Raw genomic sequence first — 25,114 nt, forward strand, 5'->3', positions numbered from 1 at the left:
GCCGGGGCGGGTGTTCCCCGCTCTGATGTCACAAACGGGCAGTACAGAGCGAGGAGCGATTCTGTTATGGACGGAGACTTCAGGACCGAATTTGTCAGGGAAACCGGTGCTCTCAAGCATCATCCGGCATTGGTTTTGAACGCCGATTACAGACCTCTTTCCTACTACCCGTTGTCTTTATGGCCGTGGCAGGAGGCGATCAAAGCTGCCTGGCTGGACAGGGTGGATATTGTTGCGGAATATGACGAGGTTGTCCGCAGTCCCAGTACCGAGATCCGAATACCCTCGGTCGTTGTCCTGAAAGACTATGTAAAACCCAGAAAGCGCGTGGCCTTCACGCGCTTTAATTTATTCTTGCGGGATGAATTCAAATGCCAGTACTGCGGCAGCCGTGAAAACCTGACCTTTGATCATGTTGTACCGCGCGCTGCGGGCGGGGTCACAAGTTGGCAGAATGTCGTTGCAGCGTGCAGCCCGTGCAATCTGCGCAAAGGCTCAAAATCCCTGCGACAAGCCAGAATGTCTCTGAATAAACCGCCGCGTCAGCCGGATGCTGAGGCTTTGCGCAATATCGGTCGGAAGTTCCCCCCGAACCATCTGCACGAAAGCTGGATCGACTTCCTCTACTGGGATGCCGAACTGGATCAGCTATAAACCCTAGCGCGCGTGCCAGGCTGCGATCCAGATCAGGACCAGACCCGTCGAAATCAATCCATTCCAGCCCGCCATGGAAATCCCGAACATCTCCCACGGGATGTCATCGCAACGCACGAGCGGGGCGGACATGATCTGATCCATTAACTCTTCTGCACTCAGGCCGCCGATATCACCAGATGTGCAGGTCGATGGGCCCTCCCACCAGCCTTGCTCGACCCCAGCATGGTAAAACCCTATTCCCGCCGTTGTGGCCGCGGCCAGAGCGCCTAGTAGGGGCAGGGGGCGGACGCCCGGGAAGGCAAAGGCTAGAGCACCAAGAATCACTGCGACACCATGAGGATACCGCTGCCAGATGCACATTTTGCACGGCGCGAGCCCACCGATGTACTGAAAGCCCCAAGCCCCAAGTAGCAACGCGGCCGAGCCGGATGCGGCAACCAGAACCAGAAGTCTTTTGCGCGTCATAAGTATTTCACCACAAGAAAGCCGCCAAACAGCAGGATTATGAATAGGGTAAACATCAAACCCAACCGTTTTTCGATGAAGTCACGGATTGGTTCCCCAAATTTCCACAGCAGCCCGGCCACAAGAAAGAAGCGCAAGGCGCGCGCCAGGATCGAGGTGGCTATGAACGTCCCAATCGGCATCCCGGTCCAGCCCGACATGATGGTGATGACCTTATATGGGAAAGGCGTCACACCAGCCGCCAGCACGGCCCAGAAGCCGAAATCATTGAAGCGGGTATTGAATTCTTCCATTGCGTGGGCTTTGCCCATGGCTTCCAGAACAGGCTGCCCAAGGCTTTCGTAAAAGAATGCCCCAATTGCATAACCCAATATCCCACCCAGCACCGAGGCAACCAAGGCGACTGTCGCGATCAGCCAGGCCCTCGACGGACGTGCAAGGATCATGGGAATCATCAAAACATCGGGTGGGATCGGAAAAAACGAACTTTCAACAAAAGCCACAACAGCCAGCGCCCAGAGCGCATGAGGATGTTCGGCCAGACGAATGGTCCAGTCATAAAGGGATCGCAACATGAAGAATAAGTATCCTGGTAACCGCTGCGGCAAGCCAAACCATGCACCCGACTGACCGTCAACCTCCTTCGATGAAACATTCAGAGCAGTGGTTGTTTTTTGCCTCTGGACCTTCTCTCGGTAGGGCGCTAATCCAGTGTTCGTGGCCCAAGTGGCGGAATGGTAGACGCAGGGGATTCAAAATCCCCCGCCTTCACGGGCGTGAGAGTTCGAGTCTCTCCTTGGGCACCACAGCGACTCTGAATATATTGCTGAAGTTCGGCTTCAATACCCCGTCATCTCAAGATATCCGCGCCCTGTGTGGCTGCCTGTGATGGTGATTGGGCCTTCCCAGTATTCGAACCGGGTTCCCATCCAGGCTTTCGGGCTTATGGCATCGACTTCAACATCGATCCCGCGATCCGGCAACGACACCTGCCATTTGATCGGAACGTCACGTTGTGCCACGCGGGCGGTTTCAAGGGGTTCTAGCAGGACTGAGCCGTCAGGTAGGGGGGTCGTTTGCCCATCGGCCTCAATCCACGTAGCGGCCGTGAAATCCCCTCGATCCCCGCGCAGGCGGAAGGCCATCAGCTTGTCACCGTCGTCAAAGCTGAGCGAGAACCAGTCCCAGCCGCTTTGATCTTCGGCCAAGGGTTGCGAAGACCATTCGCGATCCAGCCAACCCTGGCCGGCGACTTCGACATCTTCGTTGGGCAGGTGGAGCGTGCCCTCGACCGAGTAGAAGGGTTGTGAATAGTAGTAGCTTGCCTGACCATCGGCGGATTTCACCGAATACCCCTCGGCCCCGTGAAACACCAATGGGCCTTGGGCCTTCAGAGTCAGATCATACCCAAAATCTGATCCGTTTGCTGTCAGGCTGAGGGTTTCCAAATCATCGCCGCGCATGTGCCATTCATCGATCCATGCCTCAAACGGATGGGCCGTTACGCCAGCCTGTCCGACACCGCCGCGAGAGAGTCGTTCGGCGAAATAGTGTGTTTCTGGCGTTGTGAGCGCGGCATGGCCCATCCAGATCTGCGGGCTTTGCCAGCCGTCAGCCTCGGACGGTTTCAGGGCCGATCGGAACAGGGTCCATTGTATGCCATAGTCGCGACCCTCTGCGTCTTTGAGGTTTGCCGTCAGATACCACCATTCAATCCGATAATCCGGATGGGCGCCGTGATCTTGCGGAAACTGAAAGCTGTAGCCCGGTTCAGGACGCGTAAAGCCATCCGCATTGCCGCCCAACCCGGCATAACCCTGCGCCCAACCGGGAATTGGAAGGAGGATGAACAGAATGAAGGCTTTAACGTTCATTGGCAAAAACCCTCAACAGCGCAGCAGGTGGTAGGCGGAGCAATCGTAATGCGGGTAGGGCCGCTGCGAGCACGGCGGCAACCAGAGTCAGCAGGAATAAGCTCAGCCAATCAGTTGGGAACAAATACATGGGCAAGCGCCATCCGAAGGCCTGCACGTTGATCACGGCCAGCAGCACCCATGCCAATACAAGGCCCAATGGAAGGGCAAGACAAGCGGTCATCACCGCAAGCAGGACACTGCGCAGAAGCTCTAGCTTGGCCAGTTGCGCGCGCGTAAGGCCCAGCGCCCAGACCGGTGCGACCTGAGGCAGGCGCTGGGTCCACAATGTCAGCAAGCTGGTGAGGATCGCGAACCCCGCAACGCCCAGTGTCAGCACATTCAGCGCTGAGGTGACGACGAAAGTTTTCTCAAAAACAGCCATCGATTGCGCTTTCATAGCGGCCTGCTGCACAACTGCCGATGGGGGTAGGTCAAATTGGTCACGCAACGCCTGTGCCAGCTCCGAGGCTTGATCCGGTGCGATGCGAATGCCGAAGCGGCGTGTATCCGTATCCGGGGCAATCTGATCTAGCATCGGCGTAGCGACTATGGCCTGACCTGTCGGGTTCCCGTAATCGGAATAGACACCTGCAATCGGCAAGCTGTGCTCGGGTGTGATCGAGATGGTATCTCCAGGCCATAGATCCGCGCGTCGTGCGAGTTGCTCGTTGATGAGTACGGCGCCGCGATACAGGACGTTGTCCCAGACGTCGGGATCCTTGGCGATCAGTGGCCAGTTGTTGCGATAGCTATCGTGATCAACAATCCCGTACAGAAACAACGGCCCGGTCTCGTGCGGCAATTCGGTGCTGCGAATGGGTAGGACAGCTGACGCCCTTGGGGCGAGCCAATCGATAAGGGCTGCGCCTTGTGCATTGTCGGCTGCGGTCACGTAGAGTTCGGAGGTCAACCGTTGATCGAGCCAGCCAGTAAAGGTGAGGCGGAAGCTTGAAACCATTGTGCCCACGCCGATATTCGCGGCGAGCGCTAGCAGCAAGGCCATCAGCGCAAGTGACAGACCGGGCAATTGCGCCCGCATGTCCGCGAGCACCCATTGACCAACAGGCGTGCGGGCCCGGCGCAGGCACAAGGTCAATATCCCTGACAGTGCGAGCGGCAGCAACAAGGCCGCTCCGGTCAGCATCCCGGCAAGCAAGGCAAACCCTGCGATAAGTCCGCCGATTGTGAAATATGCGATAAAGCCCAATGCTAGCAGGGCTAGGCCACACGCGCCTGTAATCTGGGCCGAGGCTTTACTGCCACGCCAAGCTTGTAAGCCCGGCCCTGCGAGGATGGGCATGCGCGAAAGTCGCCAAAGAGCGTGGCCACTGGCCGCCAACGTGCCGCCTGTTGCCATCGCAAGACCTGCGGCGACCCATTGGGGGCGTAATGACATCTGCCCGTCGATTGTTGCCCCGTAGAGGCCGCGCAACGTGGCGGCGACATCAGGCAACAAGGCTCCAGCCAGAAAATACCCCAGGATTAACCCGAACAGGCCACCGATCAGGGCCAAGAGAAGCAATTCACCCAGAACGATCCAGATCAGGCCCCGCATGGGAAGGCCCAACGCCCTTAATGTACGGATCGTGCCACGCCTCTGCGCGAAGGCGAGGCCGACCGTTCCGTGAACGATGAACAGGCCGACGGCGAAAGACAGCAAGCCGAAGGCTGAGAGGTTCAGGTGAAAGCTGTCGGTAAGTTGCGCGGTATCCAACCGGGCCGAGGGGCTAATGCGTTGAAGTTCAGGCGCAAGTTCTGACAGAGACGGGACACCACGGGGCTGAATGGGCAAGATCACCAGACGGGAAATCTGACCGGGACGGTTCAGAAGACGCTCGGCCACTCCAATATCGGTGAGCACCAGATCAGGTGGCAGCGCGGTGCTGGAAAGCACCGGTGGGAATTTGTCGTTAGATTGAAACAGCGGGGCCAGGGCGGGTGACATCAGCAGCCGCCCCGGAGCTGTCAGCATATCAGCCGGGTCGGGGGCATCCGCGCCTTGCTCGATCTGGGTGATCGCGGGCAGGACAGGGTAGGCCACCAAATCCACCCCCATCAGACGTACGGAACGGCCCTTGATGCGCAGCGTGCCTTCTAAGACGGCCGCCACTTGCAAGCCTGCGCGCCTGAGCTCGGAGTAGCGGGAAAGAGGGATCGTGGAACCGGAGGCGCGCAATTCGTCGAATTGTCCGATGGCAAGCTGGGTGCTGGCGCGTTCATAGCTCGCGCGCGCTTCGGCATTGATGGCTTGCACGGCCGACCACAGACAAGTTGCCAGCGCGATACCCGTCAGAAGCGTCATCAATTGCAATGGGTGCATCCGCCAATGGGACACCAGCGCCAGGACCGCAGCGCGTGTCATGCGATATGCCCGCCCGTCAGGTGGGCACGTCGGTCGAGACGGCTGGCGATGTCATTCGAGTGAGTGACCAGCAGGAGCGCAGCGCCGGTATCGGCAACCAATGAAAGCATCAGGTCCAGCACCACCGCACTTGCTGTTTCGTCCAGATTGCCCGTCGGCTCATCCGCTAGCAGCAATCGTGGTTGGATCGCCATGGCGCGTCCGATGGCAACCCGCTGCTGCTGTCCGCCCGAAAGGTTCTCGGGGTAGCGGTCTTGCAGTTCTCTCAGGCCAAGGCGCTCGGTCAGGTGGACAACCCAATCCGGGTCGTTCCGACCCGCAAGTCGCGCATGGATCGAGAGGTTCTGGGCAACGGTCAGCGACGGGATCAGGTTGAACTGCTGAAAGACCAGAGACAGGGTGCCGCGACGCAATTCGGCGCGTTCCGCATCATTCAGGGCCGACATGGCGCGCCCGTCCAGAGTAATCTCTCCGCCATCAAACCCATCCAGCGCCGCCACCAGATGCAACAATGTGCTTTTGCCACTGCCACTTTCTCCGGTCAGCGCCAAGGTCTGTCCCTGTTCCAGCGTCAATGAAACATCAGTCAGGACAGGTCTCCCACCGGGATAGGATTTTCGAACGTGATTAATTGATAGCAACATGCAAACTCTCATCTGGTCCCGTCACAATGTGCAACGCGGCGCGCCAGTGTCCAGAGCCGAGATCGGTTCTATTCGCCGCAGCCTTACGCATCGCATGGGGTTGTCGGCAACGCGCGAAACCCCCATGCTTGCACAGCTTTCAGCGATCAGAACAAAGGCCGTTTACATGACATTGTCGCAACAAATCATTTGGGGCAGCTTCTATCTGGGTATTTGTTTTCTGATCGAAATCATGCTGCTGACCTGGTGCGTTCTGGTCATCCGAAAACTGGTAGCGAAATGGGAGACGCGCAGCACTATCCTTGCAACCGCAGGCCCGATCAGCGTGGCGCTGGTGTTTATCGTGCTGACCCATACGGTTCAGGTCTGGATCTGGGCGATTGTCTGGGTGTGGGGTGATGTGCTGCCGGATTGGAATTCGGCCCTCTATTTCTCATTGGTGACGTTCACAACGCTGGGTTACGGCGACATCGTCTTGGGCGAAGGGCTGCGCATCTTCGGAGCGTTTGCATCGGTCACGGGCCTACTGGCCTTTGGGCTGTCGACCGCGTTCCTGGTGGCCCTCATGACGCGGGTCTTTGAAGAACGGTTCCTGAACTAGAGGATCGGTGCAAACAACCGTGCAAGCGGCGCACCAAAACGGATGTGGAACGGTTGCTGCGGCAAATTGCGGGTCAATTCGTAACTTGCTTCAAAATCAGTTTCCAGCATCGCAGCCACTGCGTTTGCTGCGCGACGATCAAAGAACAGGGCCATCGCCTCAAAGTTCAGACGGAAAGATCGGTTGTCCAGATTGGTGGTGCCAACGGCGGCCAAGGTATCGTCTACAACAAACGCTTTTTGATGCATGAAGCCGTCGGTATAGCGAAACACCCGGGCGCCACAGTCTCGGATTTCGTCGAAATAGGCAAAAGCGGCCAGCCAGGGCAGACGATGGTCGATGACATCCGGCACGAGTATTCGTACATCCACACCACGCAACGCCGCGTGCTGTAGCGCGGTCATGATGTCGATGTCGGGCACAAAATAGGGCGAGGCGATCCAAAGCCGTTCTTTCGCCTCAGAAATGGCCGCAAAGAACATCATTGCGCCGGTTTCTGTTTCGTCGCCCGGGCCCGTTGCCACCAGCAGCGCATTCATGTCCTGATCAGATTCATTTCCAGCCCAATCGAGTTGGTCGATCAGATCTTCGTTGCGCGCCCAGTGCCAATCCTCGGTAAAAATCAATTGCAGTTGCCGTACAACGTGGCCGGTCATCTTGATATGCGTGTCCCGCCAGCGACCGAACCGAGGGCTTTGCCCCAAGTATTCAACGCCGATGTTGTGACCACCGATAAAGCCGACATTGCCGTCCACGATCACAGTTTTTCGGTGGTTGCGATAGTTCAGTTGAAACCGGAAATTGGGCCCGCGTTGTTCGCGGGGATCTGCAACATCCACACCGGCCTGGCGCAGCGTCTCAAAATAGCTGGACGGCAAGCCATAGCTACCCACTGCATCGGTCATGAACCGAACATGTACGCCACGCTTGACCGCGGCGATCAGCCGGTCCCGCACCCTTCGCCCAAGATCATCATCCCGGACGATGTAGAACTGGATCAGAACGTAATTCTCGGCCTTATCTATGGCGTCGAGAATGGCATCAAACGTAGCTTTGCCGTCGATCAGCAGCTCGGCTCCATTCCCACGTGAGACGGGCAAATGGGCCAGCGCTTCAAACGCGCGAGGATTGACTCGCATCGTCTGAGGGTCGGGTTTCGAGAAATCGGCAAAAGTCTTGATCCCTTCGACGACGCGCTCACTTTCTTGCCGAGCGATCCGGTATCCTCTGAACCGATGGTGACCGAGGAATAGATACAGCGGCACGCCAAACATCGGGGCCGACAGCAGGAACACAACCCAGCCAACCGCTCCTTGTGGTGTGCGTGCAGTCTGCGCAGCGCGAACTGCAAAGACGACCGCTACGCAATAGAGTGAAAACAGAAAAAACGAGACGAGTAATGTCCACATCGGGGCGCAGCGATCCGGGTTGCTTAGTTTGCCCCAGTGTAGATGCGGGACCAGTCGTTGGCCATATCAACAATGACCCATCCCATATCCGGGCCTTTGTCCAACCCATCGACTAGCCGTCCAATCGGGCTTTCGCGGTCGTAGGCCCATTCGCGATCCGCATCAGTGTGATGGATCAAAACGCCCAGCCGTGGCCCGTCGCCTGCAGTGGTCCATTCAAGCATGGCAAAATCCCCGTCCGAGTTTCCTCCGGCAAAAATGGGGCGTTTGCCGATGGTGCGCTCGATGTTGATTGGCTTGCCTTCTTTGTCATCGATGAAGGCGATGCCGGGGGCCTTGTTGATTACGGGCGTGCCGTTTTCGCTGTCATAAGTTGTTTCCCCATAAGTGCCCAGAATCTGTTCGGGCGGAATGCCATAGGCCTGTTCGGCGAAGACACGCATGAAATGCAGGCCTCCACCTGAAACGATATAAGTTTTGAAATCCTCATCTCGCAGGTAGCGCAACAGCTCGACCATCGGCTGATAGGTCATCTGGTCGTAGGGCAGATCGGTCTCGGGATGTCGTGCAGTGCCCAGCCAATCGGCCACCGACGCTTGGAACATTTCAACGCTGCTGCCCGAATGCGATGCGTTGACCACTTCGATCAGAGCGTCGTGCCCGCCTTCCAGAATGGTTTTCAGATCACCCTCAGCAGCCGCTTTCAACGCTGGGGTCGATAAGATCGATGGGTCTTGTTTAGCAAGCTCTGCCAGTTGGTCCATAGCAAATATGAACTGAAAATAGACCGGTTGTTCGGCCCAGAGCGTGCCGTCATTGTCAAACACCGCAATCCGGTCGGCGGGAGTGACATATAGTTCATTCGCCGGGTCGCTGACCGCGTCAACAAAGTCGATGATCTGCTGTTTTGATGCTGAGTCGGTCCAACTGGGCAGTGGGTCTGCGAACGCCACTAAGGGGACGGTGGCTATAAACGCCGTGAGTTTGAGAAATCTCATTTAATAGCCTCTGATACTGGAAAAAGGGGCCGCGCTTTACGGCGGCCCCTGTCTTGTTTTCTAGTTCGAAGTCGGTGTGGCCAATTTCTGCATTACCTGATCCAGACTGAAGCTTGCCGCCTTCTGGCGTGGTGGGAACTCTTGGAAAGTACTCAGGAAACTCGCCACATATTGCTGCGCCGGTACTAGGAAATACACCCGGTCAATCATCCAGTCATAGTATGTGTTGGATGTCCGGTATCCACGCTCATAAGGGTCGCGGCGCAGATTCACGATGATCGGCACGCGCAGCTCCGTGAATGGTTCCATCCATGCGCGCAGGGTAGCCCATGCTTTTTGCTCCAGAAAAATCAGCTTCCAGTCGTCAAAGCGCAAAGCGGACAGGTCGCCGTCATCCGTGAAATAAAAGATTTCACGGCGGGGGCTTTCAGTGGTCTCACCGGTCAGCAGTGGCAAGATGTTGTAGCCATCCAGATGCACTTTGTAGTCGCGACCCATGGCAGGTGAGGAATAGCCGGCTTTCAGCTTTTCCTTGATTTCGGGGTCGCCAGCGACCGCCAGATAGGTGGGCAGCCAATCCATGTGATGCACGATTTCGTTCGAGATCGAACCCGCTTCGATCTTACCGGGCCAACGCACCATGGATGGTACGCGCCAGCCGCCTTCCCAGTTGGTATTCTTTTCGCCCCAGAACGGTGTCGAAGCGGCATCCGGCCAAGTGTTGTAATGCGGGCCGTTATCGGTGGAATAATGAACGATAGTGTTGTCGGCGATGCCGAGTTCGTCCAGCAGATCAAGCAGTTGGCCGACCTGAATGTCATGTTCGATCATGCCCGCCGTGTATTCATCGGCCGGACTACCTAGGATTTCGTTGGCTGTTTCGCGCATTTCTTCCCCGACATGGGTGCGGAAATGCATGCGTGTGCCATTCCACCAGACATAGAATGGTGTGCCGTTCTGGTTGGCCTCACGAATGAACTCAACGGCAGCTTCCAGGGTTTCCTGATCCACCGTTTCCATGCGTTTGCGTGTCAGTGGACCGGTGTCTTCGATGGGGCCGCCTGCGCTGGACTTGATCACACCGCGCGGACCATAGGCCTCGCGGAACGTGCGCCCGTCGGGCAGAACCGCGTCCCCGGGATAATCTTCATGCTCGGGTTCTTCTTCGGCATTGAGGTGATAGAGATTCCCAAAAAACTCATCAAATCCGTGATTTGTCGGCAGGTGCTCATCCCTGTCGCCCAGGTGGTTCTTGCCAAACTGGCCGGTCACGTACCCATGATCCTTAAGCAACCCTGCAATCGTGGGGTCTTCGATCTGCATCCCTTCTTTGGCGCCAGGCAAGCCAACCTTGGACAGTCCAGTCCGGAACACCGATTGGCCCATGATGTAAGATGAGCGGCCAGCTGTGCAGGATTGCTCGCCATAATAATCGGTGAAGATCATGCCTTCATCGGCGACCCTGTCGATATTGGGGGTCTGGTATCCCATAAGGCCCATTGTGTAGGCCGAAATGTTGGATTGGCCGATGTCATCGCCCCAAATGACCAGAATGTTGGGTTTTTGATCCTGCGCCCATGCGGGCAGTGCGACCAGAACGGCAATCGACGCTGCTGCGGTACGGCGCAGTCCGATACGCCAGTTTTCCAAGAACCGGGTTGTAGTTAACATGTTTTACTCCTGAACTTGTGGACAATTTGTCCCTGTGAACTATCTGAGACTTGTGTCCAGAATAGGATTAGTTGCAGTCGTTAAGCATTGGATATCCCGCGAAAATAGCCAGATTGCGGGATTCGTGTGTAAGTAATGTAGGCCAGTGAGCCTGATTGAAATTTATCATATGATGAAGTTTAAATATATAGATGGCATTAATTGAAACTGATCTAGACGCGCTGCAGGAAAGTTCCTGGTTCAAAACCAGATCTCCCGCCTTTCAGGATGCTCTGTTACGCAGTGCCGTGCGCCGAACTTACGGTGCTGACGAAGCTTTGTTTGTCCAGGGTGATCCCGCCAACGGGATTCACGCTGTATTGGATGGTAGTGTTAAGATCACCGTCCCCGCAGATGACGGTCAGGAATTTGTCATACACCAAGAGGGACGTGGCTTTTGGATCGGCGATCTCGCGTTGTTTGCGACTGCGCATCGGCTGATCAGCGTGGTGGCGACTCGGCCAACCGAGACGCTTTTCTTTCCGGCCCCGCGGTTAGAACGCTTGGTGCAGGATTCTCCTGACTTTGTTCGGGATTTCTACGCCTTAAGTCATGAAAACATGCAAAAAGCCCTACGTATCGTTGCCAATCTTGCGGTGACCGGCACCGAGAAACGGCTGGTTCTGAGGTTGCTGCATCTGGATGAGGTGACATCCGATGCAGAGGGTTGGATACCGGTTTCGCAGGAAGAGCTGGCGGCTATGATTGCAGTCTCTGCGCCAACGCTTCACCGAGCATTACACAGGCTTATCGAATTAGACTTGATCGAAGGCGGGTATGGTCGGCTGAGGTTGAAAGATCGACGCGCCCTCGTCGCTAGCTGTCAAAGTTGACGGACTTTCAAGCCGAATGTTCTGTTGACGAGTGATCATCCTCACCGAGCCTTCCATCCAAAGACATCAAGATCGCGACCGGGCGCAGCGCGGGGATGTGGCTGAAGATGATCAGGATGCAGACGGTCAAAGGCACACTCAGGAACGCTCCGATCAGACCCCAGACCGTGGTCCAGAAGGTCAACGCCAAAATCACTAGGAACGTCGACATGTTCAGCGATCGGCCTAGCATGGCCGGATCTAGAAAGTTGCCGATTAGAAACTGTAGTATGCCGCACCCCAGAACGATCACGAGAAATGGCCCGATCGTCTCAAACTGAACCAGAGCGATCATTGCGGGAAAGATGACGGCGATGATCGAACCGATTGACGGGATGAAATTCAGGGCGAAAGTCAGCACGGCCCAGGTCTCGGCATATTCCAGACCCAGCGCTTTGAATACAGCGTAGCTGATGGTGGCGGTGATCAGACTGATAAAGGTTTTCACGCCGACATATCGCTGCAGGCTGTACGAAATCGCATCCAGAACCAAGGCCAGGTCAGCCCCCAGCCGCGGGTTGCCGGCGGCAAGCTGGATTTTCTTGCGAAAGGCCAACCGCTCGGCCATCAGAAAGGCGACATAAAGGCTGATAAGGAAGAACTGGTTAAGCAGTGATGTGGCGCTGCCCAGCAATATCCGAGCGACATAGGACATATCGATGCTGACCAGATTGTCTCGGATGAAACTTGTGACATCGTTGCCGACCAACCCGGTAATTCTATGAACAGCCCCGTCAAACTGGCTTTCGTAGGTGTTGATCGAGCGTGCAAACTGCGTGGCCTGACTGCCCAGAATGTACATGATCATGAACAAACCGGCCAATACAACCGTTACTCCCGCGACATTCGCCAACCATATTGGCACCTGCGTCACTGCAATGACCCGGTCGCTAAGGGCCAGGATCAGCACGTTGACCAGCAACGCCATGGTCAACGGCACCAGAAAGTTTGCCCCTGCATAGAGGCCAAGCACCATTAGCGTGGCCACGATCGCTACATCCCGCAATACGCTCAGTTGCGGACGCGCACGGGAAGGGCTGTTTTCTGGGTCAGAGGTCATAAGATGGCCTTGGTCTGAGTGCTGCCTGGATGTGTTTTGATTGATCCTGCACAGGCTGGCGGGTTTATGCAATCCATACAGAAGGTTATACGCATGAAATCGGTGGCCTGATCCGATTGGCGGTTCTGCCAAAGGAAAAGGCAGGCTAGGCTAGCGCAATGCCAACTGTTTTGATTCCCTCGTTCGGCCAATTCCTGCGTGCGCTCTGGCTTGCTGTGCGCCGATTTAATGACAAAAACGGCTTCGTCATGAGCAGCCACGTCGCCATGTCGTTGATGATGGCCCTGTTTCCATTCGTTCTATTCACGGTCGCGTTGGCAGGGGCCTTGTCACAGGGCTATGTGACCGATGAACTGATCGAACTGATATTTGGCGCCTGGCCCAAAGATGTGGCCGATCCCATCGTTTCAGAACTGCGTGCTGTTCTGGCCGGTGCGGGCTCGGGCGTGATCACTTTGGGTGGCTTGTTGGCGATCTACTTTGCCTCAAACGGAGTCGCCGCTGTGCGAAAGGCGATGGCACAGGCCTATCACGACACGGACAATTGGCCGTTCTGGAAGACCCGACTGCTGTGCTTTGTGCTGGTCATAATCGGCGGTGCTGCCATTCTGGCCATCGCGGCGGTCGAAGTCGTTCTACCGGTCTATACCCGTTTGGTTTCGGAAAAGACGGCAGTGGATGTGGACAACTGGCTGTCGGTGGATCGTCTGCGATGGACCTTTACCGTGGCTGTCCCCGCTGGCACCGTTCTTTTGGCCCATCTGATCTTGCCCACCCGACGGCACAGCCTACTACAGATCTTGCCGGGCGTAATCCTGACATTGGCTTTGTGGGCTGCAGGTGGATGGGGCTTTTCAATCTACATCGCCAAGTTTGCGACCTATAGCGCGACGTATGCCGGGCTTGCAGGGGCGATGGCGGCGCTGATTTTCCTGTACCTGTGCTCGGCCATGCTGATCCTCGGGGCCGAATACAACGGCGCGCTGATCGATTTGCAAAACGAAGAGGGGCAATGATGTATCTCCGCGCAATCTTGGTGACCGCGATCCTTTGGGCAACCGCGCAGCAGTCGCAGGCGCAGGACTATGTTGGATCAGTCGCTTGCTCGGATTGTCATAAGGAAGAAACCGAAGCCTGGGAAAGCTCATACCATGCGCTTGCCTGGACTGAGGTGGAAGACGGCCATGTTCAGGCTGATTTCGATGGAACACGATTCTCGCATGATGGAATGAGCGTGGCCTTTGCGGATCAAGATGGAGCTCTTACGGCGCAAGTCACCGAAAAAGACGGCGTTACAACGACCTATCCGGTCCATTCAGTGGTTGGTATCGCGCCGCTACAGCAATATCTTTTCGAAACCGAACCCGGCCGATTGCAGAGTTTTGATGTGGTTTGGGACGTCGAAAAGGGCCGTTGGTTCCACCTTTACCCGGATCAGGATCTGCCTCCGAATGATGGGCTGCACTGGACCGGTCCGTACAAAAATTGGAACGCCCGCTGTGCCGAGTGTCATGCGACCGGCTATGTGAAGAACTACGACTCTGAGGAAAGGCGCTATGCCTCGACACAGGTCGAAATTGGTGTCGGGTGCGAGGCTTGCCACGGGCCGGGTTCTGCGCATTTGGAGTGGACGACCGGAAAAGTGTTGCAAGACGGTTTGAGCGAGTTCGGATTCCCTACGACATGGGGCAGGGGGCAGACAGAAGCGGAAATTCAGCAATGCGCCGGCTGTCATTCCCGGCGCGAGGCGTTGGAAGATGGTAATCCGCTTCCCGGCAAGCCGTATCACGACGCCTATAACCTGGCGTTGCTGCGACCGGGTTTGTATCACCCAGATGGCCAGATTTTGGACGAGGTCTATGTTTATGGCTCATTCCTGCAGTCGCGCATGTATGCAGAAGGGGTGGGTTGTATGAATTGCCATGATCCGCACCGGGCTGAGGTAAAAGCCGAGGGTAATGGGTTGTGTACCCAATGCCACTCCCCCGCTGGCAACCCGGATTTCCCGACCCTTCGGAAAGCCGACTATGACACGCCCGCGCATCACCAACATGCTGAAAATTCTGCGGGTGACCAATGCAAGAACTGCCACATGATCGAGCGTGTCTATATGGGGGTAGATGGCAGGCGCGATCACAGCTTCCGCATTCCCCGCCCTGATCTGGGGCTCGGAACTGATGCCTGCACCGATTGCCATGCGGATGAAGATCAGTCTTGGGCAGCGCAGCAGATTGAACTCTGGTTCCCGGAATCATCCTATAGAGTGGCGCATTATGGCACGACATTTGCAGCAGCAGGCAGTGGTCAATTGGACGACCCTGAAACGCTGGTCGCGATCGCTCTGGATGAAGGGCAGGCAGGTATCGTTCGCGCAACCGCTCTGTATTTGTTGCAACCTTTTGCAACGCCTGATCTTGCCGAGCGTCTGGCACCGTTGCTAGCCGATCCGGACCCACTGATACGGGCCAATGGACCGGTACTGCAGCGTCAGGTTCCTGCCCAGTTGCGCGCTTCGCGGTTAGAGCCGTTGTTATCCGACCCCATGCGCAATGTACGCATCTCGGCTGCGAAAGAGTTCTTATCGGTCCCAGCGCAGGCCATGGCGCAAGACCAACGCGCAAGCGCGCAGCAGGGCATGGCGGATTGGCAACGTAGCATTTCCAATCGTTTGGACTTTCCTGAGACCCATTTGGTGCTGGGTGGTTGGGCGCTTACGCTCAGAAACGCGCCGGCTGCAGAACGTGCGTTCCGAGAGGTTGTAACGCTCGACCCGCAGCGCGTTGAGGCTTGGCCGATGCTGGTTCAACTTGCCCACATCAATCGCGGTGTTCAGGCTGCGTTGGCGACATTGGACGAGGCCTTGTTAGTGCTTCCCGATGATCCGAACTTAATGCAACTGGCGCAGGAACTCGGGAGATAACTGGCATGGAACTGGCAGAATTGCGCCATCTTCACGGCGCATTCTACGGTTAGCCAGCCGGTATCAGCACTCGGATTGCAACAGGTGATGTATGCCGGATCGCACCGCTACCTTCGCAAAGCCGCTGACGGCGGCTCGTAAAACAACGCTTGACCAGCGTATTGAAGTGCTGCGCGCGCGCAAGCCTGTCGATATCAATCATGGCGAAGCACTATTGCTGCAAGGTATCGCTGCAGCGTCTCTGCGGAAACAGAGCATAGCGCCGGGAAAGATCGATCTGGATTAACGCCGCTTAACCCCGGAAGCCGGTGGCGACAACAAACTTCTCGGAACTATCAGAACGTGAGGCCGGAGGCTTCACATTGGCAACCTTGTTGAATTTCTGCTTGAGCAGTTTCTGAAGGTCCCCCTCAGCCCCGCCAGCAAGCACCTTGGCAACGAAAGTGCCGCCCTCTTCCAGCACATCGAATGCGAAATAGGCTGCTGTTTCACACAATGCCATGATCCGCAGGTGGTCGGTCTGCTTGTGACCCGAAGAGGCCGCCGCCATGTCTGACATCACCACATCTGCTTTGCCACCCAGCCAGTCCTTGACCTTTTGATCGGCGTCGTCTTCCATGAAATCAAGCACATGCGCGGTGGCCCCGGCGACCGGTTCAACCTCTTGCAGGTCAATACCTAGAACCGTACCGATCCGCTTGCCGCTTTTTTCACCCAGCGCATTAACGCGTTTCACTGCAACCTGCAGCCAGCCACCGGGAGCGCAGCCCAGATCAACCACTCGCGCGCCGGGGACCAGAAAGCGGAATTTGTCATCCAATTCAAGGATCTTGAACGCCGCACGACCGCGATAGCCTTCGACTTGCGCGCGCTTGACATATGGATCGTTCAGCTGCCGTTCAAGCCAGCGAGTCGAGCTGAGCTTGCGCCCCCGCGCTGTCTTAACCTTCACCTTCAGGTCGCGCTGCCCGCGACCCGAGTTGCTTTTGCCGGTTGGTGTCTTCGCCATCAGAACGGTCCGTCTTCCAATACACCGTCCGCGCTCATCTGGGCATAAAGCAAGCCTTCGCGCAGCCCACGATCCGCCACAGACAGGCGATCAGTAGGCCAGCAGCGCAGCAATGCCTGCAAAATGGCCGAGCCGGACATGATCAGGGCTTGCCGATCCTCCCCGATCCGGGGGTCGCGGCGGCGCCCACGAGGGCCGAGTTCTAGATACCCTCGTATCACCTTGTCAATCTGATCGCTGGTCATGCGCAAACCGTCCACCTTGGTCCGGTCATAGCGTTTGAGCCCCAGATGCGAGGCGGCCACCGTGGTTACCGTGCCGCTGGTGCCCACGATCTGGAAACCTTCGCGGGTCTGTTCGTCTTTGTAAGGGGCAAAATCGGCAAGGTTTTCCTCGAAAAACCAACTCATGAGCGCAAACCGTGCAGCATCATCTTCAACGTCGTTGAACTGATCCCGCAGCGTAGCGACGCCCAGTGGGACACTGATCCAATCAACAACCTTGGCCGCAGGGAATGGGCTTTCAGAAGTGTGGAAACCGTTATGCAGTCGCATGATCGCGGCAGGCCGGTCGCGTCGGGGCACAGAGGAAATGTCGATCCAGACCAACTCGGTAGAGCCCCCACCGATATCAACGACCAACAATTGTTCGGTCTTGGTCGACACAAGCGGGGCGCAGGAGATGACGGCCAGCCGCGCTTCTTCCTCGGGCTGGATGATCTCAAGCGTAAGGCCGGTTTCACGTTTAACCTGTCGGATGAAATCGCGCGAATTCTTGGCGCGTCGGCATGCCTCGGTCGCGATCAGGCGCATACGCTTGACCTTATTGCGTTTGAGCTTTTGCTGACAGATCCGCAGAGCCTGGACGGTGCGTGCCATCGAGGCCCGCGACAGCCGCCCGGTGCGTTCCAGACCGGCGCCCAACTGCACCGATTTGGAGAAACTGTCGACCACATGGAAGCCACTGCCCTTGGGCTGGGCGATCAACATGCGGCAGCTATTTGTCCCCAGATCCAGCGCCGCATATAACGCATCTGGATCGGGTCTTGCCGGCGCGGGGCTTTCGACCGCTTTCGGGAACGCGCCCGCACCTCTGGGACGCTTGGGCGCCATCTTAAACGCCCTCCGATTTTCGAGTTACCCCGACCATAGGTCGCGCAATTGGATCACGCAAGACGCTCATTAAAGTCATTAGGATTTTGATGTTCGGTTTTGGCCACCAAGGCTTTAAAAGCTGCGGTACGCAGCCGTGGGCAAAAAGGTCGCTGCAAATACGCCGTATGTCGAAAATCGACCGACTTGGACCCACATTGAAGTTTAGAACCGGTCCATCTGGTTAGGAGGAATCACGGTAATGCCTGACGTCACCATCGTATATTGGCGCGATATTCCCGCCCAAGTTATCGTCGGAAAGGGCCGTCGTGGCGCTAAGCGGCAGTTGGAAGAGCGGTTTGAACAAGCCATCGACCGGGCCGCAATGAAGGTGAACGCCAAGGATAGTGATGCCTATCTGGCCGAGTGGCGCAAAGCCGAGCCTTTCGCAGTTGAGGGCGACCCGTCCGAAATTGCCGAAGCCGAGGCCGCGCGTTTGGAAACAGAATACGATCAGGACCGTATCAAGACCCTGATCGCCAATGACGGTTGGGCATGAGCCCCAGATCTTTATGGGAGGCCGCTATGGCTTTGCTGAACTTCAAGAAACGTGATGCGGTCGAAAACGGCCCTGTGAACCCGACCGTCGAAGCCTTTTTGCAGGGCTACTCGATCGAGGTGATGCCGCGCACTGCGGAAAAGGTCGAAGATTTCCGCGCGCTGCTGCCAGAAGGCACCCGTGTCTACATCGCCCATATCGAGGGCACGCCAATCGAAGACATGGTCAAAACCGCCAAGCGCATCGCGGCCGAAGGTTACCCTGTCATGCCGCATTTCCCGGCACGGATCATCAAGGATGCCGCGACGCTGGAAAACTGGATTTCCATGTATCAGGGTGAAGCGGGCGTCGAGCAGGCGCTTCTGCTGGCCGGTGGTGTCGCCAAACCGCATGGTGATTTCGACAGCTCGATGCAGCTGCTGGAAACCGGACTGTTCGACAAGGCGGGGTTCAAGCGACTGCACGTAGCCGGTCACCCCGAAGGCAACAAGGATATCGATCCCGACGGCTCGACCAAGAATGTCGATGACGCGCTGCGCTGGAAGCAGAAGTTTTCGGAAACCACCGACGCCGAAATGGCGCTGGCTACTCAGTTTGCGTTCGACGCCAAGCCGATCATCGCTTGGGCAGATAGCCTGAAAGAAGCGGGTATTGATCTGCCGATCCATATCGGTATCGCGGGCCCGGCGAAGCTGCAGACGTTGATCAAATTCGCTATCGCCTGCGGCGTTGGTCCATCGCTGAAAGTCCTGCAGAAGCGCGCCATGGACGTGTCCAAGCTGCTGTTGCCTTACGAGCCAACCGATGTGGTCACCGAACTGGCCAATCACAAGGCAGCCAACCCGGATTTCAATATCACCAAGGTACACTTCTTCCCGCTGGGCGGGATCAAGACCAACGCCAACTGGGCGATCAACAACGGCGGCGCTTCGGCAAAGCCGGTTAACTCCTAAGGAACGGACATGACCCGTACAGTCGTAGAATCAAAAACAAAAACTGCCGTTCTGGGCTTTGACGAACCGTTCTGCGTTATCGGTGAGCGGATCAACCCAACGGGCCGCAAGAAACTGGCTGCCGAATTGGAAGCAGGCGATTTCTCGACAGTCGAAAAGGATGCTCTGGCGCAGGTCGCTGCAGGCGCGACCGTTCTGGATATCAACGCAGGTGTCGTCTACAACTCGAACCCCAACCCGAACGAGACCGAGCCGCCGTTGATGACCAAGATCGTCGAGCTGGTGCAGGGGCTTGTTGATGTACCGCTTTGCATCGATTCCTCGGTTCCGGGCGCTTTGGAAGCCGGTCTTGAGGCGGCGGAAGGTCGTCCGCTGTTGAACTCGGTCACCGGTGAAGAAGAGCGTCTGGAACTGGTTCTGCCACTGGTCAAGAAATACAACGTACCCGTTGTGGCGATCTCGAACGATGACACCGGAATCTCGGAAGACCCTGATGTGCGTTTTGCCGTCGCCAAAACCATCGTTGAGCGTGCAGCCGATCACGGCATCCCGGCTCATGACATCGTGGTCGATCCGCTGGTCATGCCGATTGGTGCGATGGCAACTGCTGGCCAGCAGGTGTTTGCTCTGGTCCGTCGTCTGCGGGAAGAGCTGGGCGTGAACACCACATGCGGTGCGTCCAACATCTCGTTCGGCCTGCCGAACCGTCACGGAATCAACAACGCCTTCCTGCCGATGGCAATGGGTGCTGGAATGACTTCGGCGATCATGAACCCGGTGGCTCTGCCGGTGACGCAGAAGAAGATTGCTGAAAAGAAAGAGGCCGTTGCTGCCGCCGGTATCATTCTGCCCGAGGAAATGGACGACGAAACCTTTGTACAGATGTTCGGGCTGGGTTCGACCCTTCCGCGTGCGGGCAAAGAGATGGAGGCCATCCGCGCCGCAAACCTGCTGACCAACAACGACGCACATGGCGGTGAGTGGATCAGGTTCAACAAACCACCTGCCGAGGCCGGAGCCGAAGGCGAGGGTGCACGCGGACGTCGTGGCGGTGGTCGTCGTCGCCGCGCTTAAGGTAAATAAAACAAGGGATTGGGCCGGATTTTTTGATCCGGCCTTTTCGATTCGTCAGTGTTTTTTTGACCCTTGAACCCCAGTAAAGAGCAGTGTTAATCAATGCCCAGCGGCGGGTATGATGTAATGGTAGCCTGTCAGCTTCCCAAGCTGAACGCGCGGGTTCGATTCCCGCTACCCGCTCCAATCATTCTGCGCGTCGGGCCTGATAGAGGTTGATCATCGCCGGGATGAGGATCTCCGAACCAGACTTATACTGTCGGAACTCTTCTGCGACCGCTTGTTGTATGGCGTCAGTATCAGCCTCACTCCCTTCGAAATGAGCAACAACACGGCCCGCAGGACCAACACGTGTCACCAGCCTCGCCGTGCCTTCAACGCCGCCAAAACCCGTCAGGTTCACTGTGATCGCGTCGCCGGTTATTTCAGACAGCCCCGCTTGGGTCATCAGACCTTTGACATGGTCGATGTCGTGGAACGCCAGCGGTCCGGGCGCATAGCGGTCTACGCGGGGCGGTTGACCCATTCGCCGAACGGCGGCGACATGGGGTATCTTGAACCACGGGTTGACGTCCAATGGCCCCCAGGAAGCGAACGTCATTTGCCCACCGGGTTTCAGTGCCGAGGCGATGTTTCGGAATGCTGCGATCGAGTCGCTAAAGAACATGACACCAAACCGGGAGATTGCGGCATCCATTTGTCCTGGTTCAAACGCGTAGGTTTGCGCATCCGCGTGCTGAAAAGTGATAGTCTGTATCCCGTTGCTTTCAGCGCGTTTGGCTGCGCGGTCCAGAAAGGGCTGTGAAATGTCAGCGGCCAGAACGTGCCCGTTCGGTCCTACCGCGCGGGCGGCAGCGATTGCGCTGACGCCCGTGCCACATCCGATATCCAGCACTTGCATACCCGCCGACAGGGCGGCCCGGTCCAGAACGAGATCAAGAACGGGCGCGAAGGCGTGGTCAAGCTGATCCTCATAGGTCAGCCATTTGGTGCCTTGTTCCGAGTTTCCCCAGAATTCCGCCTGTTCCTCGTTCACTGATGTCATGTTCGCCTCCTGTGGATGGGGCGACTATGACCTCCGGCGGCGTCGGCGGCCAGATTTTTCCTCATCCCCGCCGCCGGTATTGAAGGACGGAGCGGGCAGGGTGACGACCTGGGCCAATTCAGGGAACGGATCGGTTTTGTGCGGGATCGCATTGGCGGCGACGAAATGGTCCTGAAACTTGGGCTCGATTGCCGTTTCGACCTTGGTGATCTCGCGCACCACGCGTTCGATCTCGGCCCGCGATCCGATGTTACACAGCGCGATCCGGGCACCGGTTCCAGCGGCATTACCCGCGCTGGAGACCTTATCCAGCGGTGCATCAGGGATCATACCCAGCACCATCGCGTGTTTGGTCGAAATATGCGCGCCGAAAGCTCCGGCCAGTACCACGCGGTCCACGCGGTCGACCTCCATCTCGTCCATCAGAAGACGCGCACCGGCATAAAGCGCGGATTTAGCCAACTGGATGGCACGGATATCACCCTGAGTTACCGTGATACGCGGACCGCCCTCGGCGCTGGCATCGTGGATCAGATAGGAGTTGGTGCGGCCTTCGGGAACGCAACGCTGTGTGCCAGTCTGCGCGGCCGAGCCGATCAGCCCGCTTTCGTCCAGAAGACCTGCAATGCGCATCTCGGCCACGGCCTCGATAATGCCTGAGCCGCAGATACCGGTGATGCCCGTGGTGGCAATGTCCTGATCAAAGCCTTCGTCATTCGACCATTTCTCGGACCCGATCACGCGGAAACGCGGTTCTTTGGTGACAGGATCGATTTCGATTCGTTCAATCGCACCGGGCGCGGCTCTCTGGCCCGAGCTGATCTGGGCACCCTCAAATGCGGGGCCGGTGGGTGACGAACAGGCCAGAACGCGGTGGGTGTTGCCCAGCAAGATTTCCGCATTGGTACCCACATCCACGATCAGTACCAGATCGTCGGACTTGCCGGGTTCCTCGGATAGGGCAACGGCAGCGCAGTCCGCACCCACATGGCCCGCAATACACGGCAGGATGTAGACCTGCGCGCGCGGATTCATCGTGGTCAGGTCCATCTCATGCGCAGGCAGGGACATGCTTTCGGACGTCGCGAGCGCAAATGGCGCCTGACCCAGTTCGACTGGGTCCAGACCCAGCAAAAGATGGTGCATGACCGGATTGCAGACGAACACTGTTTCGACGATCAGAGCGGCATCGATCTCCGCTTCGTCAGCAATATAAGTGGTCAGGTCATTGATCGCTTCGCGAACGGCCCGGGTCATTTCCTTGTCGCCACCGGGATTCATCATGGCGTAAGACACGCGGCTCATCAGGTCTTCGCCGAAACGAATTTGCGGGTTCATCAGGCCGGAAGAAGCCTTGACTTCACCTGTTTCCAGATCGGTCAGGTGCGCAGCGATGGTGGTCGAGCCGAGGTCGATAGCCAGACCGTAAAGCCCATGTTCGTGCAGGCCGGGCCAAATTTCGACGATACGGGCCACGTTGTCCTTGTGGCCTTTGTGGACGGCGACCGTGACCCCCCATTTCCCTTTGCGAAGCACTGGCTGCAGCTTGGACATCAGGGACAGGTCGGCGGTTATTGCGTCGATCTTCCACTGCTCGCGCAAGGCGCGCTCTAACCGTTCCAGATCGCCTGTGGGCGAGTGCATGTCGGGTTCTTCCACCACCACGAAATACAGGCGTGTAGCAGGGTCCATGGTGATGGCGCGGGCGGCGGCGGCCTTGCGGACCACCTGACGGTGAACCTGGCTTTCAGGAGGCACGTCGATCACCACGTCACCCTGAACCGAGGCCTGACAGCCCAAACGGCGCCCGGGTTTCAAGCCTCGCTTGTCGTCATAACGCTGTTCAACCGCGTTCCATTCGCTCAGCGCGTCCTCCGAGACGGTCACGCCATGTTTGGGAAACTCGCCATAGCTGGGGGTGATCTGACATTTCGAACAAATACCGCGTCCACCGCAGACTGAATCAAGATCGACACCCAACTGGCGCGCTGCCGTCAGGATTGGCGTGCCAACAGGAAAGTGTCCGCGTTTGCCGGACGGGGTGAAAACGACAAGAGGATCGGTGGTCATGAATGGCTTGCCTTTGTATTCGCGCGTATGCCGGCGAACATATGGGTTTGAACGCAAAGGGAAAGGGCATTCAGCGGCACGTTTTGCATTGCTTGCGTCGTTTTCGGGCGTGGCAGAAGCCCGCAGGGGAAAACAACTTGGGTTCGGGGCTTTCCCTCGGGTGAAATCCATGCAATAGGGTCACCGTCAAACGGGCTTTTGCATGGGGTTATCAAATGCAGATTCGTGAGGCACTCACCTTCGACGACGTTCTTCTGGTTCCGGGCGCATCTTCTGTGCTGCCGGCAACCGCTGATACCACCACGCGCGTGACGCGTGAGATTACGATGAACATCCCGCTGCTAAGCTCGGCGATGGACACGGTGACCGAGGCGCGTATGGCTATCGCCATGGCGCAGGCTGGAGGCATCGGCGTGGTGCACAAAAACCTCTCGGTCGAGGAACAGGCCCGCGAAGTGCGTCGGGTTAAGCGGTTCGAATCCGGTATCGTCTATAACCCGGTCACGCTGCGCGCGGATCAAACATTGGCAGATGCTCAGGCTTTGGTAGAGCGCTACAACTTCACCGGCTTCCCGGTCGTTGAAGAAAGCGGTCGTGTCGTCGGCATTGTCACCAACCGAGATATGCGCTTTGCGACCTCGGATGACACGCCGATCAAAGCGATGATGACCTCTGACAATCTGGCGATGCTGCAAGAGCCCGCCGATCTGGAAGAGGCCAAAAGCCTTATGCGTGCGCGTCGGATCGAAAAGTTGCTGGTCGTCGATGGCAAGGGCAAGCTGACAGGCTTACTGACGCTGAAAGATACCGAACAGGCCGTGCTGAACCCTACGGCCTGTAAAGACCGGTTGGGCCGTCTGCGTGTGGCTGCTGCAACCTCGGTCGGAGACGCGGGGTTCGAGCGGTCAGAGCAGTTGGTCGATTCCGGGGTCGATATCATTGTTGTGGATACTGCACATGGTCATTCGCAAGGGGTTCTGGACGCGGTGAAACGTGCCAAGACGCTGTCGAACGAGGTTCAGATCATCGCCGGTAACGTCGCCACTGCCGAAGCCACCAAAGCGCTGATCGATGCAGGTGCAGACGCGATCAAAGTGGGCATCGGGCCCGGCTCGATCTGTACCACACGGATGGTCGCGGGTGTTGGCGTCCCTCAGTTGACGGCCATCATGGATTGTGCCGCTGCGGCGGGGGAAGTTCCGGTCATTGCTGATGGTGGCATCAAATTCTCGGGCGATTTCGCCAAGGCGATTGCGGCAGGGGCATCTTGCGCCATGGTGGGTTCGATGATTGCGGGCACGGATGAAAGCCCGGGCGAGGTGATCCTCTATCAAGGCCGCTCGTTCAAATCGTATCGCGGCATGGGAAGTCTGGGTGCGATGGCGCGCGGCTCGGCGGATCGCTATTTCCAGAAGGACGCCGCGAATGACAAGCTGGTGCCCGAAGGGATCGAAGGCCAGGTGCCGTACAAAGGGTCCGCAAGCGCTGTTGTGCACCAACTGGTTGGAGGTTTGCGGGCGGCGATGGGCTATACCGGTTGTGCCACCGTCGATGAGATGCGCCAGAACTGCAACTTTGTCAAAATCACTGGCGCAGGTTTGAAGGAAAGCCATGTGCATGACGTTCAGATCACACGGGAAAGCCCCAATTATCGCGTGATGTAAGTTTGTGAGACCCTTCAGGGGGGCTCTCGAAATTG

The 25,114-nt window shown here is 57.3% G+C and carries 23 protein-coding genes and 2 tRNA genes; 12 read left to right on the forward strand and 13 right to left on the reverse strand.

Annotated features, from left to right (window positions below):
- Positions 1-66: 66 nt before the first annotated feature.
- Positions 67-654 (forward strand): HNH endonuclease, encoded by a 588-nt coding sequence (locus ACRZ96_RS02225; RefSeq protein WP_170405905.1) that lies wholly within the window; start codon positions 67-69, stop codon positions 652-654.
- A 3-nt stretch (positions 655-657) separates the two neighbouring features.
- On the opposite strand, the gene ACRZ96_RS02230 is transcribed toward ACRZ96_RS02225, so the two are convergent.
- Both ACRZ96_RS02230 and ACRZ96_RS02235 read right to left on the reverse strand, forming a co-directional pair.
- Positions 658-1,122, reverse strand: a complete 465-nt coding sequence (locus ACRZ96_RS02230; protein ID WP_480704895.1) for a disulfide bond formation protein B — start codon at positions 1,120-1,122, stop codon at positions 658-660.
- Positions 1,119-1,697: a YqaA family protein gene (locus ACRZ96_RS02235; protein WP_170393003.1), complete on the reverse strand. Its 579-nt coding sequence runs from the start codon at positions 1,695-1,697 to the stop codon at positions 1,119-1,121. The genes ACRZ96_RS02230 and ACRZ96_RS02235 overlap by 4 nt, the downstream gene beginning before the upstream one ends.
- 145 nt (positions 1,698-1,842) lie before the next feature.
- Here ACRZ96_RS02235 and ACRZ96_RS02240 point away from each other — a divergent pair.
- Positions 1,843-1,928 (forward strand) — tRNA-Leu (locus ACRZ96_RS02240).
- A 33-nt stretch (positions 1,929-1,961) separates the two neighbouring features.
- On the opposite strand, the gene ACRZ96_RS02245 is transcribed toward ACRZ96_RS02240, so the two are convergent.
- From ACRZ96_RS02245 to ACRZ96_RS02255, 3 genes are read right to left on the reverse strand one after another with little or no spacing between them, the layout of a single operon-like run.
- Positions 1,962-2,996 (reverse strand): lipocalin-like domain-containing protein, encoded by a 1,035-nt coding sequence (locus ACRZ96_RS02245; protein ID WP_480704893.1) that lies wholly within the window; start codon positions 2,994-2,996, stop codon positions 1,962-1,964.
- Positions 2,986-5,400, reverse strand: a complete 2,415-nt coding sequence (locus tag ACRZ96_RS02250; RefSeq protein ID WP_480814195.1) for an ABC transporter permease — start codon at positions 5,398-5,400, stop codon at positions 2,986-2,988. The genes ACRZ96_RS02245 and ACRZ96_RS02250 overlap by 11 nt, the downstream gene beginning before the upstream one ends.
- Entirely contained in the window at positions 5,397-6,044 is a 648-nt protein-coding gene (locus tag ACRZ96_RS02255; RefSeq protein WP_480561460.1) for an ABC transporter ATP-binding protein, read from the reverse strand. Before ACRZ96_RS02255 ends, ACRZ96_RS02250 begins: the two co-directional genes overlap by 4 nt.
- Between ACRZ96_RS02255 and ACRZ96_RS02260 the strand changes: the two genes are divergently transcribed.
- Positions 6,043-6,645 (forward strand): potassium channel family protein, encoded by a 603-nt coding sequence (locus ACRZ96_RS02260; protein WP_480561461.1) that lies wholly within the window; start codon positions 6,043-6,045, stop codon positions 6,643-6,645. The genes ACRZ96_RS02255 and ACRZ96_RS02260 overlap by 2 nt on opposite strands.
- Here ACRZ96_RS02260 and cls read toward each other — a convergent pair.
- Genes cls through ACRZ96_RS02275 form a run of 3 tightly spaced genes read right to left on the reverse strand, consistent with a single transcriptional unit; the run spans position 6,642 to position 10,723 of the window.
- A complete protein-coding gene (cls, locus tag ACRZ96_RS02265) occupies positions 6,642-8,054 on the reverse strand; it encodes a cardiolipin synthase (RefSeq protein ID WP_170405886.1) in 1,413 nt (470 codons plus the stop codon). The genes ACRZ96_RS02260 and cls overlap by 4 nt on opposite strands.
- 23 nt (positions 8,055-8,077) lie before the next feature.
- Positions 8,078-9,052, reverse strand: coding sequence for an HAD family hydrolase (locus ACRZ96_RS02270; RefSeq protein ID WP_480814196.1), 975 nt, complete (start codon positions 9,050-9,052; stop codon positions 8,078-8,080).
- A gap of 60 nt (positions 9,053-9,112) precedes the next feature.
- Entirely contained in the window at positions 9,113-10,723 is a 1,611-nt protein-coding gene (locus ACRZ96_RS02275; RefSeq protein ID WP_480453702.1) for an arylsulfatase, read from the reverse strand.
- Positions 10,724-10,914: 191 nt separating this feature from the next.
- Between ACRZ96_RS02275 and ACRZ96_RS02280 the strand changes: the two genes are divergently transcribed.
- Entirely contained in the window at positions 10,915-11,595 is a 681-nt protein-coding gene (locus ACRZ96_RS02280; protein WP_170421752.1) for a Crp/Fnr family transcriptional regulator, read from the forward strand.
- 7 nt (positions 11,596-11,602) lie between these two features.
- On the opposite strand, the gene ACRZ96_RS02285 is transcribed toward ACRZ96_RS02280, so the two are convergent.
- Complete coding sequence (locus ACRZ96_RS02285; RefSeq protein ID WP_480814197.1) at positions 11,603-12,694, reverse strand: AI-2E family transporter; 1,092 nt, start codon at positions 12,692-12,694, stop codon at positions 11,603-11,605.
- Positions 12,695-12,852: 158 nt separating this feature from the next.
- On the opposite strand from ACRZ96_RS02285, the gene ACRZ96_RS02290 reads away from it, so the two are divergent.
- The 3 genes from ACRZ96_RS02290 to ACRZ96_RS02300 all read left to right on the forward strand — a co-directional run bounded on the left by ACRZ96_RS02290 (position 12,853) and on the right by ACRZ96_RS02300 (position 15,900).
- Positions 12,853-13,710 carry a YihY/virulence factor BrkB family protein gene (locus ACRZ96_RS02290; RefSeq protein ID WP_170393012.1) on the forward strand — a complete coding sequence of 286 codons (858 nt, stop codon included), beginning with the start codon at positions 12,853-12,855 and terminating at the stop codon, positions 13,708-13,710.
- On the forward strand, positions 13,710-15,614 hold the full coding sequence (locus ACRZ96_RS02295) for a cytochrome c3 family protein (protein WP_480814291.1): 1,905 nt from the start codon (positions 13,710-13,712) through the stop codon (positions 15,612-15,614). Before ACRZ96_RS02290 ends, ACRZ96_RS02295 begins: the two co-directional genes overlap by 1 nt.
- A gap of 91 nt (positions 15,615-15,705) precedes the next feature.
- Positions 15,706-15,900 carry a hypothetical protein gene (locus ACRZ96_RS02300; protein WP_480814198.1) on the forward strand — a complete coding sequence of 65 codons (195 nt, stop codon included), beginning with the start codon at positions 15,706-15,708 and terminating at the stop codon, positions 15,898-15,900.
- A gap of 6 nt (positions 15,901-15,906) precedes the next feature.
- On the opposite strand, the gene ACRZ96_RS02305 is transcribed toward ACRZ96_RS02300, so the two are convergent.
- The gene (locus tag ACRZ96_RS02305) at positions 15,907-16,623 is read right to left on the reverse strand and encodes an RlmE family RNA methyltransferase (protein WP_480814199.1); all 717 of its coding nucleotides are present in this window, start codon (positions 16,621-16,623) and stop codon (positions 15,907-15,909) included.
- Positions 16,623-17,735 carry a Ppx/GppA phosphatase family protein gene (locus ACRZ96_RS02310; protein ID WP_170683755.1) on the reverse strand — a complete coding sequence of 371 codons (1,113 nt, stop codon included), beginning with the start codon at positions 17,733-17,735 and terminating at the stop codon, positions 16,623-16,625. Before ACRZ96_RS02310 ends, ACRZ96_RS02305 begins: the two co-directional genes overlap by 1 nt.
- Positions 17,736-17,976: 241 nt before the next feature.
- Here ACRZ96_RS02310 and ACRZ96_RS02315 point away from each other — a divergent pair, with 241 nt between their 5' ends.
- The 4 genes from ACRZ96_RS02315 (at position 17,977) to ACRZ96_RS02330 (ending at position 20,486) form a co-directional block, all read left to right on the forward strand.
- Positions 17,977-18,273, forward strand: coding sequence for a virulence factor (locus ACRZ96_RS02315; RefSeq protein WP_170393016.1), 297 nt, complete (start codon positions 17,977-17,979; stop codon positions 18,271-18,273).
- 26 nt (positions 18,274-18,299) lie between these two features.
- Positions 18,300-19,226, forward strand: coding sequence for a methylenetetrahydrofolate reductase (locus ACRZ96_RS02320; RefSeq protein WP_170393017.1), 927 nt, complete (start codon positions 18,300-18,302; stop codon positions 19,224-19,226).
- A 9-nt stretch (positions 19,227-19,235) separates the two neighbouring features.
- Positions 19,236-20,300 (forward strand): methyltetrahydrofolate cobalamin methyltransferase, encoded by a 1,065-nt coding sequence (locus tag ACRZ96_RS02325; RefSeq protein ID WP_170562646.1) that lies wholly within the window; start codon positions 19,236-19,238, stop codon positions 20,298-20,300.
- A gap of 112 nt (positions 20,301-20,412) precedes the next feature.
- Positions 20,413-20,486 (forward strand) — tRNA-Gly (locus ACRZ96_RS02330).
- 1 nt (position 20,487) lies between these two features.
- Here the strand turns inward: ACRZ96_RS02330 and ACRZ96_RS02335 are convergent.
- Positions 20,488-21,345, reverse strand: a complete 858-nt coding sequence (locus ACRZ96_RS02335; protein WP_480814200.1) for a class I SAM-dependent methyltransferase — start codon at positions 21,343-21,345, stop codon at positions 20,488-20,490.
- Positions 21,346-21,369: 24 nt separating this feature from the next.
- On the reverse strand, positions 21,370-23,415 hold the full coding sequence (locus ACRZ96_RS02340) for an ASKHA domain-containing protein (RefSeq protein WP_480814201.1): 2,046 nt from the start codon (positions 23,413-23,415) through the stop codon (positions 21,370-21,372).
- Positions 23,416-23,630: 215 nt separating this feature from the next.
- On the opposite strand from ACRZ96_RS02340, the gene guaB reads away from it, so the two are divergent.
- On the forward strand, positions 23,631-25,079 hold the full coding sequence (gene guaB, locus ACRZ96_RS02345; protein WP_480704881.1) for an IMP dehydrogenase: 1,449 nt from the start codon (positions 23,631-23,633) through the stop codon (positions 25,077-25,079).
- Positions 25,080-25,114: the final 35 nt, after the last annotated feature.

This window comes from Ruegeria sp. CF1 (assembly GCF_056537445.1).

Coding starts and splice junctions, on each gene's coding strand:
- ACRZ96_RS02225 (WP_170405905.1), top strand. CDS start 67: ATGGACGGAGACTTCAGGACCGAATTTGTCAGGGAAACCGGTGCTCTC.
- ACRZ96_RS02230 (WP_480704895.1), bottom strand. CDS start 1,122: ATGACGCGCAAAAGACTTCTGGTTCTGGTTGCCGCATCCGGCTCGGCC.
- ACRZ96_RS02235 (WP_170393003.1), bottom strand. CDS start 1,697: ATGTTGCGATCCCTTTATGACTGGACCATTCGTCTGGCCGAACATCCT.
- ACRZ96_RS02245 (WP_480704893.1), bottom strand. CDS start 2,996: ATGAACGTTAAAGCCTTCATTCTGTTCATCCTCCTTCCAATTCCCGGT.
- ACRZ96_RS02250 (WP_480814195.1), bottom strand. CDS start 5,400: ATGACACGCGCTGCGGTCCTGGCGCTGGTGTCCCATTGGCGGATGCAC.
- ACRZ96_RS02260 (WP_480561461.1), top strand. CDS start 6,043: ATGCAAACTCTCATCTGGTCCCGTCACAATGTGCAACGCGGCGCGCCA.
- ACRZ96_RS02255 (WP_480561460.1), bottom strand. CDS start 6,044: ATGTTGCTATCAATTAATCACGTTCGAAAATCCTATCCCGGTGGGAGA.
- cls (WP_170405886.1), bottom strand. CDS start 8,054: ATGTGGACATTACTCGTCTCGTTTTTTCTGTTTTCACTCTATTGCGTA.
- ACRZ96_RS02270 (WP_480814196.1), bottom strand. CDS start 9,052: ATGAGATTTCTCAAACTCACGGCGTTTATAGCCACCGTCCCCTTAGTG.
- ACRZ96_RS02275 (WP_480453702.1), bottom strand. CDS start 10,723: ATGTTAACTACAACCCGGTTCTTGGAAAACTGGCGTATCGGACTGCGC.
- ACRZ96_RS02280 (WP_170421752.1), top strand. CDS start 10,915: ATGGCATTAATTGAAACTGATCTAGACGCGCTGCAGGAAAGTTCCTGG.
- ACRZ96_RS02285 (WP_480814197.1), bottom strand. CDS start 12,694: ATGACCTCTGACCCAGAAAACAGCCCTTCCCGTGCGCGTCCGCAACTG.
- ACRZ96_RS02290 (WP_170393012.1), top strand. CDS start 12,853: ATGCCAACTGTTTTGATTCCCTCGTTCGGCCAATTCCTGCGTGCGCTC.
- ACRZ96_RS02295 (WP_480814291.1), top strand. CDS start 13,710: ATGTATCTCCGCGCAATCTTGGTGACCGCGATCCTTTGGGCAACCGCG.
- ACRZ96_RS02300 (WP_480814198.1), top strand. CDS start 15,706: ATGCCGGATCGCACCGCTACCTTCGCAAAGCCGCTGACGGCGGCTCGT.
- ACRZ96_RS02305 (WP_480814199.1), bottom strand. CDS start 16,623: ATGGCGAAGACACCAACCGGCAAAAGCAACTCGGGTCGCGGGCAGCGC.
- ACRZ96_RS02310 (WP_170683755.1), bottom strand. CDS start 17,735: ATGGCGCCCAAGCGTCCCAGAGGTGCGGGCGCGTTCCCGAAAGCGGTC.
- ACRZ96_RS02315 (WP_170393016.1), top strand. CDS start 17,977: ATGCCTGACGTCACCATCGTATATTGGCGCGATATTCCCGCCCAAGTT.
- ACRZ96_RS02320 (WP_170393017.1), top strand. CDS start 18,300: ATGGCTTTGCTGAACTTCAAGAAACGTGATGCGGTCGAAAACGGCCCT.
- ACRZ96_RS02325 (WP_170562646.1), top strand. CDS start 19,236: ATGACCCGTACAGTCGTAGAATCAAAAACAAAAACTGCCGTTCTGGGC.
- ACRZ96_RS02335 (WP_480814200.1), bottom strand. CDS start 21,345: ATGACATCAGTGAACGAGGAACAGGCGGAATTCTGGGGAAACTCGGAA.
- ACRZ96_RS02340 (WP_480814201.1), bottom strand. CDS start 23,415: ATGACCACCGATCCTCTTGTCGTTTTCACCCCGTCCGGCAAACGCGGA.
- guaB (WP_480704881.1), top strand. CDS start 23,631: ATGCAGATTCGTGAGGCACTCACCTTCGACGACGTTCTTCTGGTTCCG.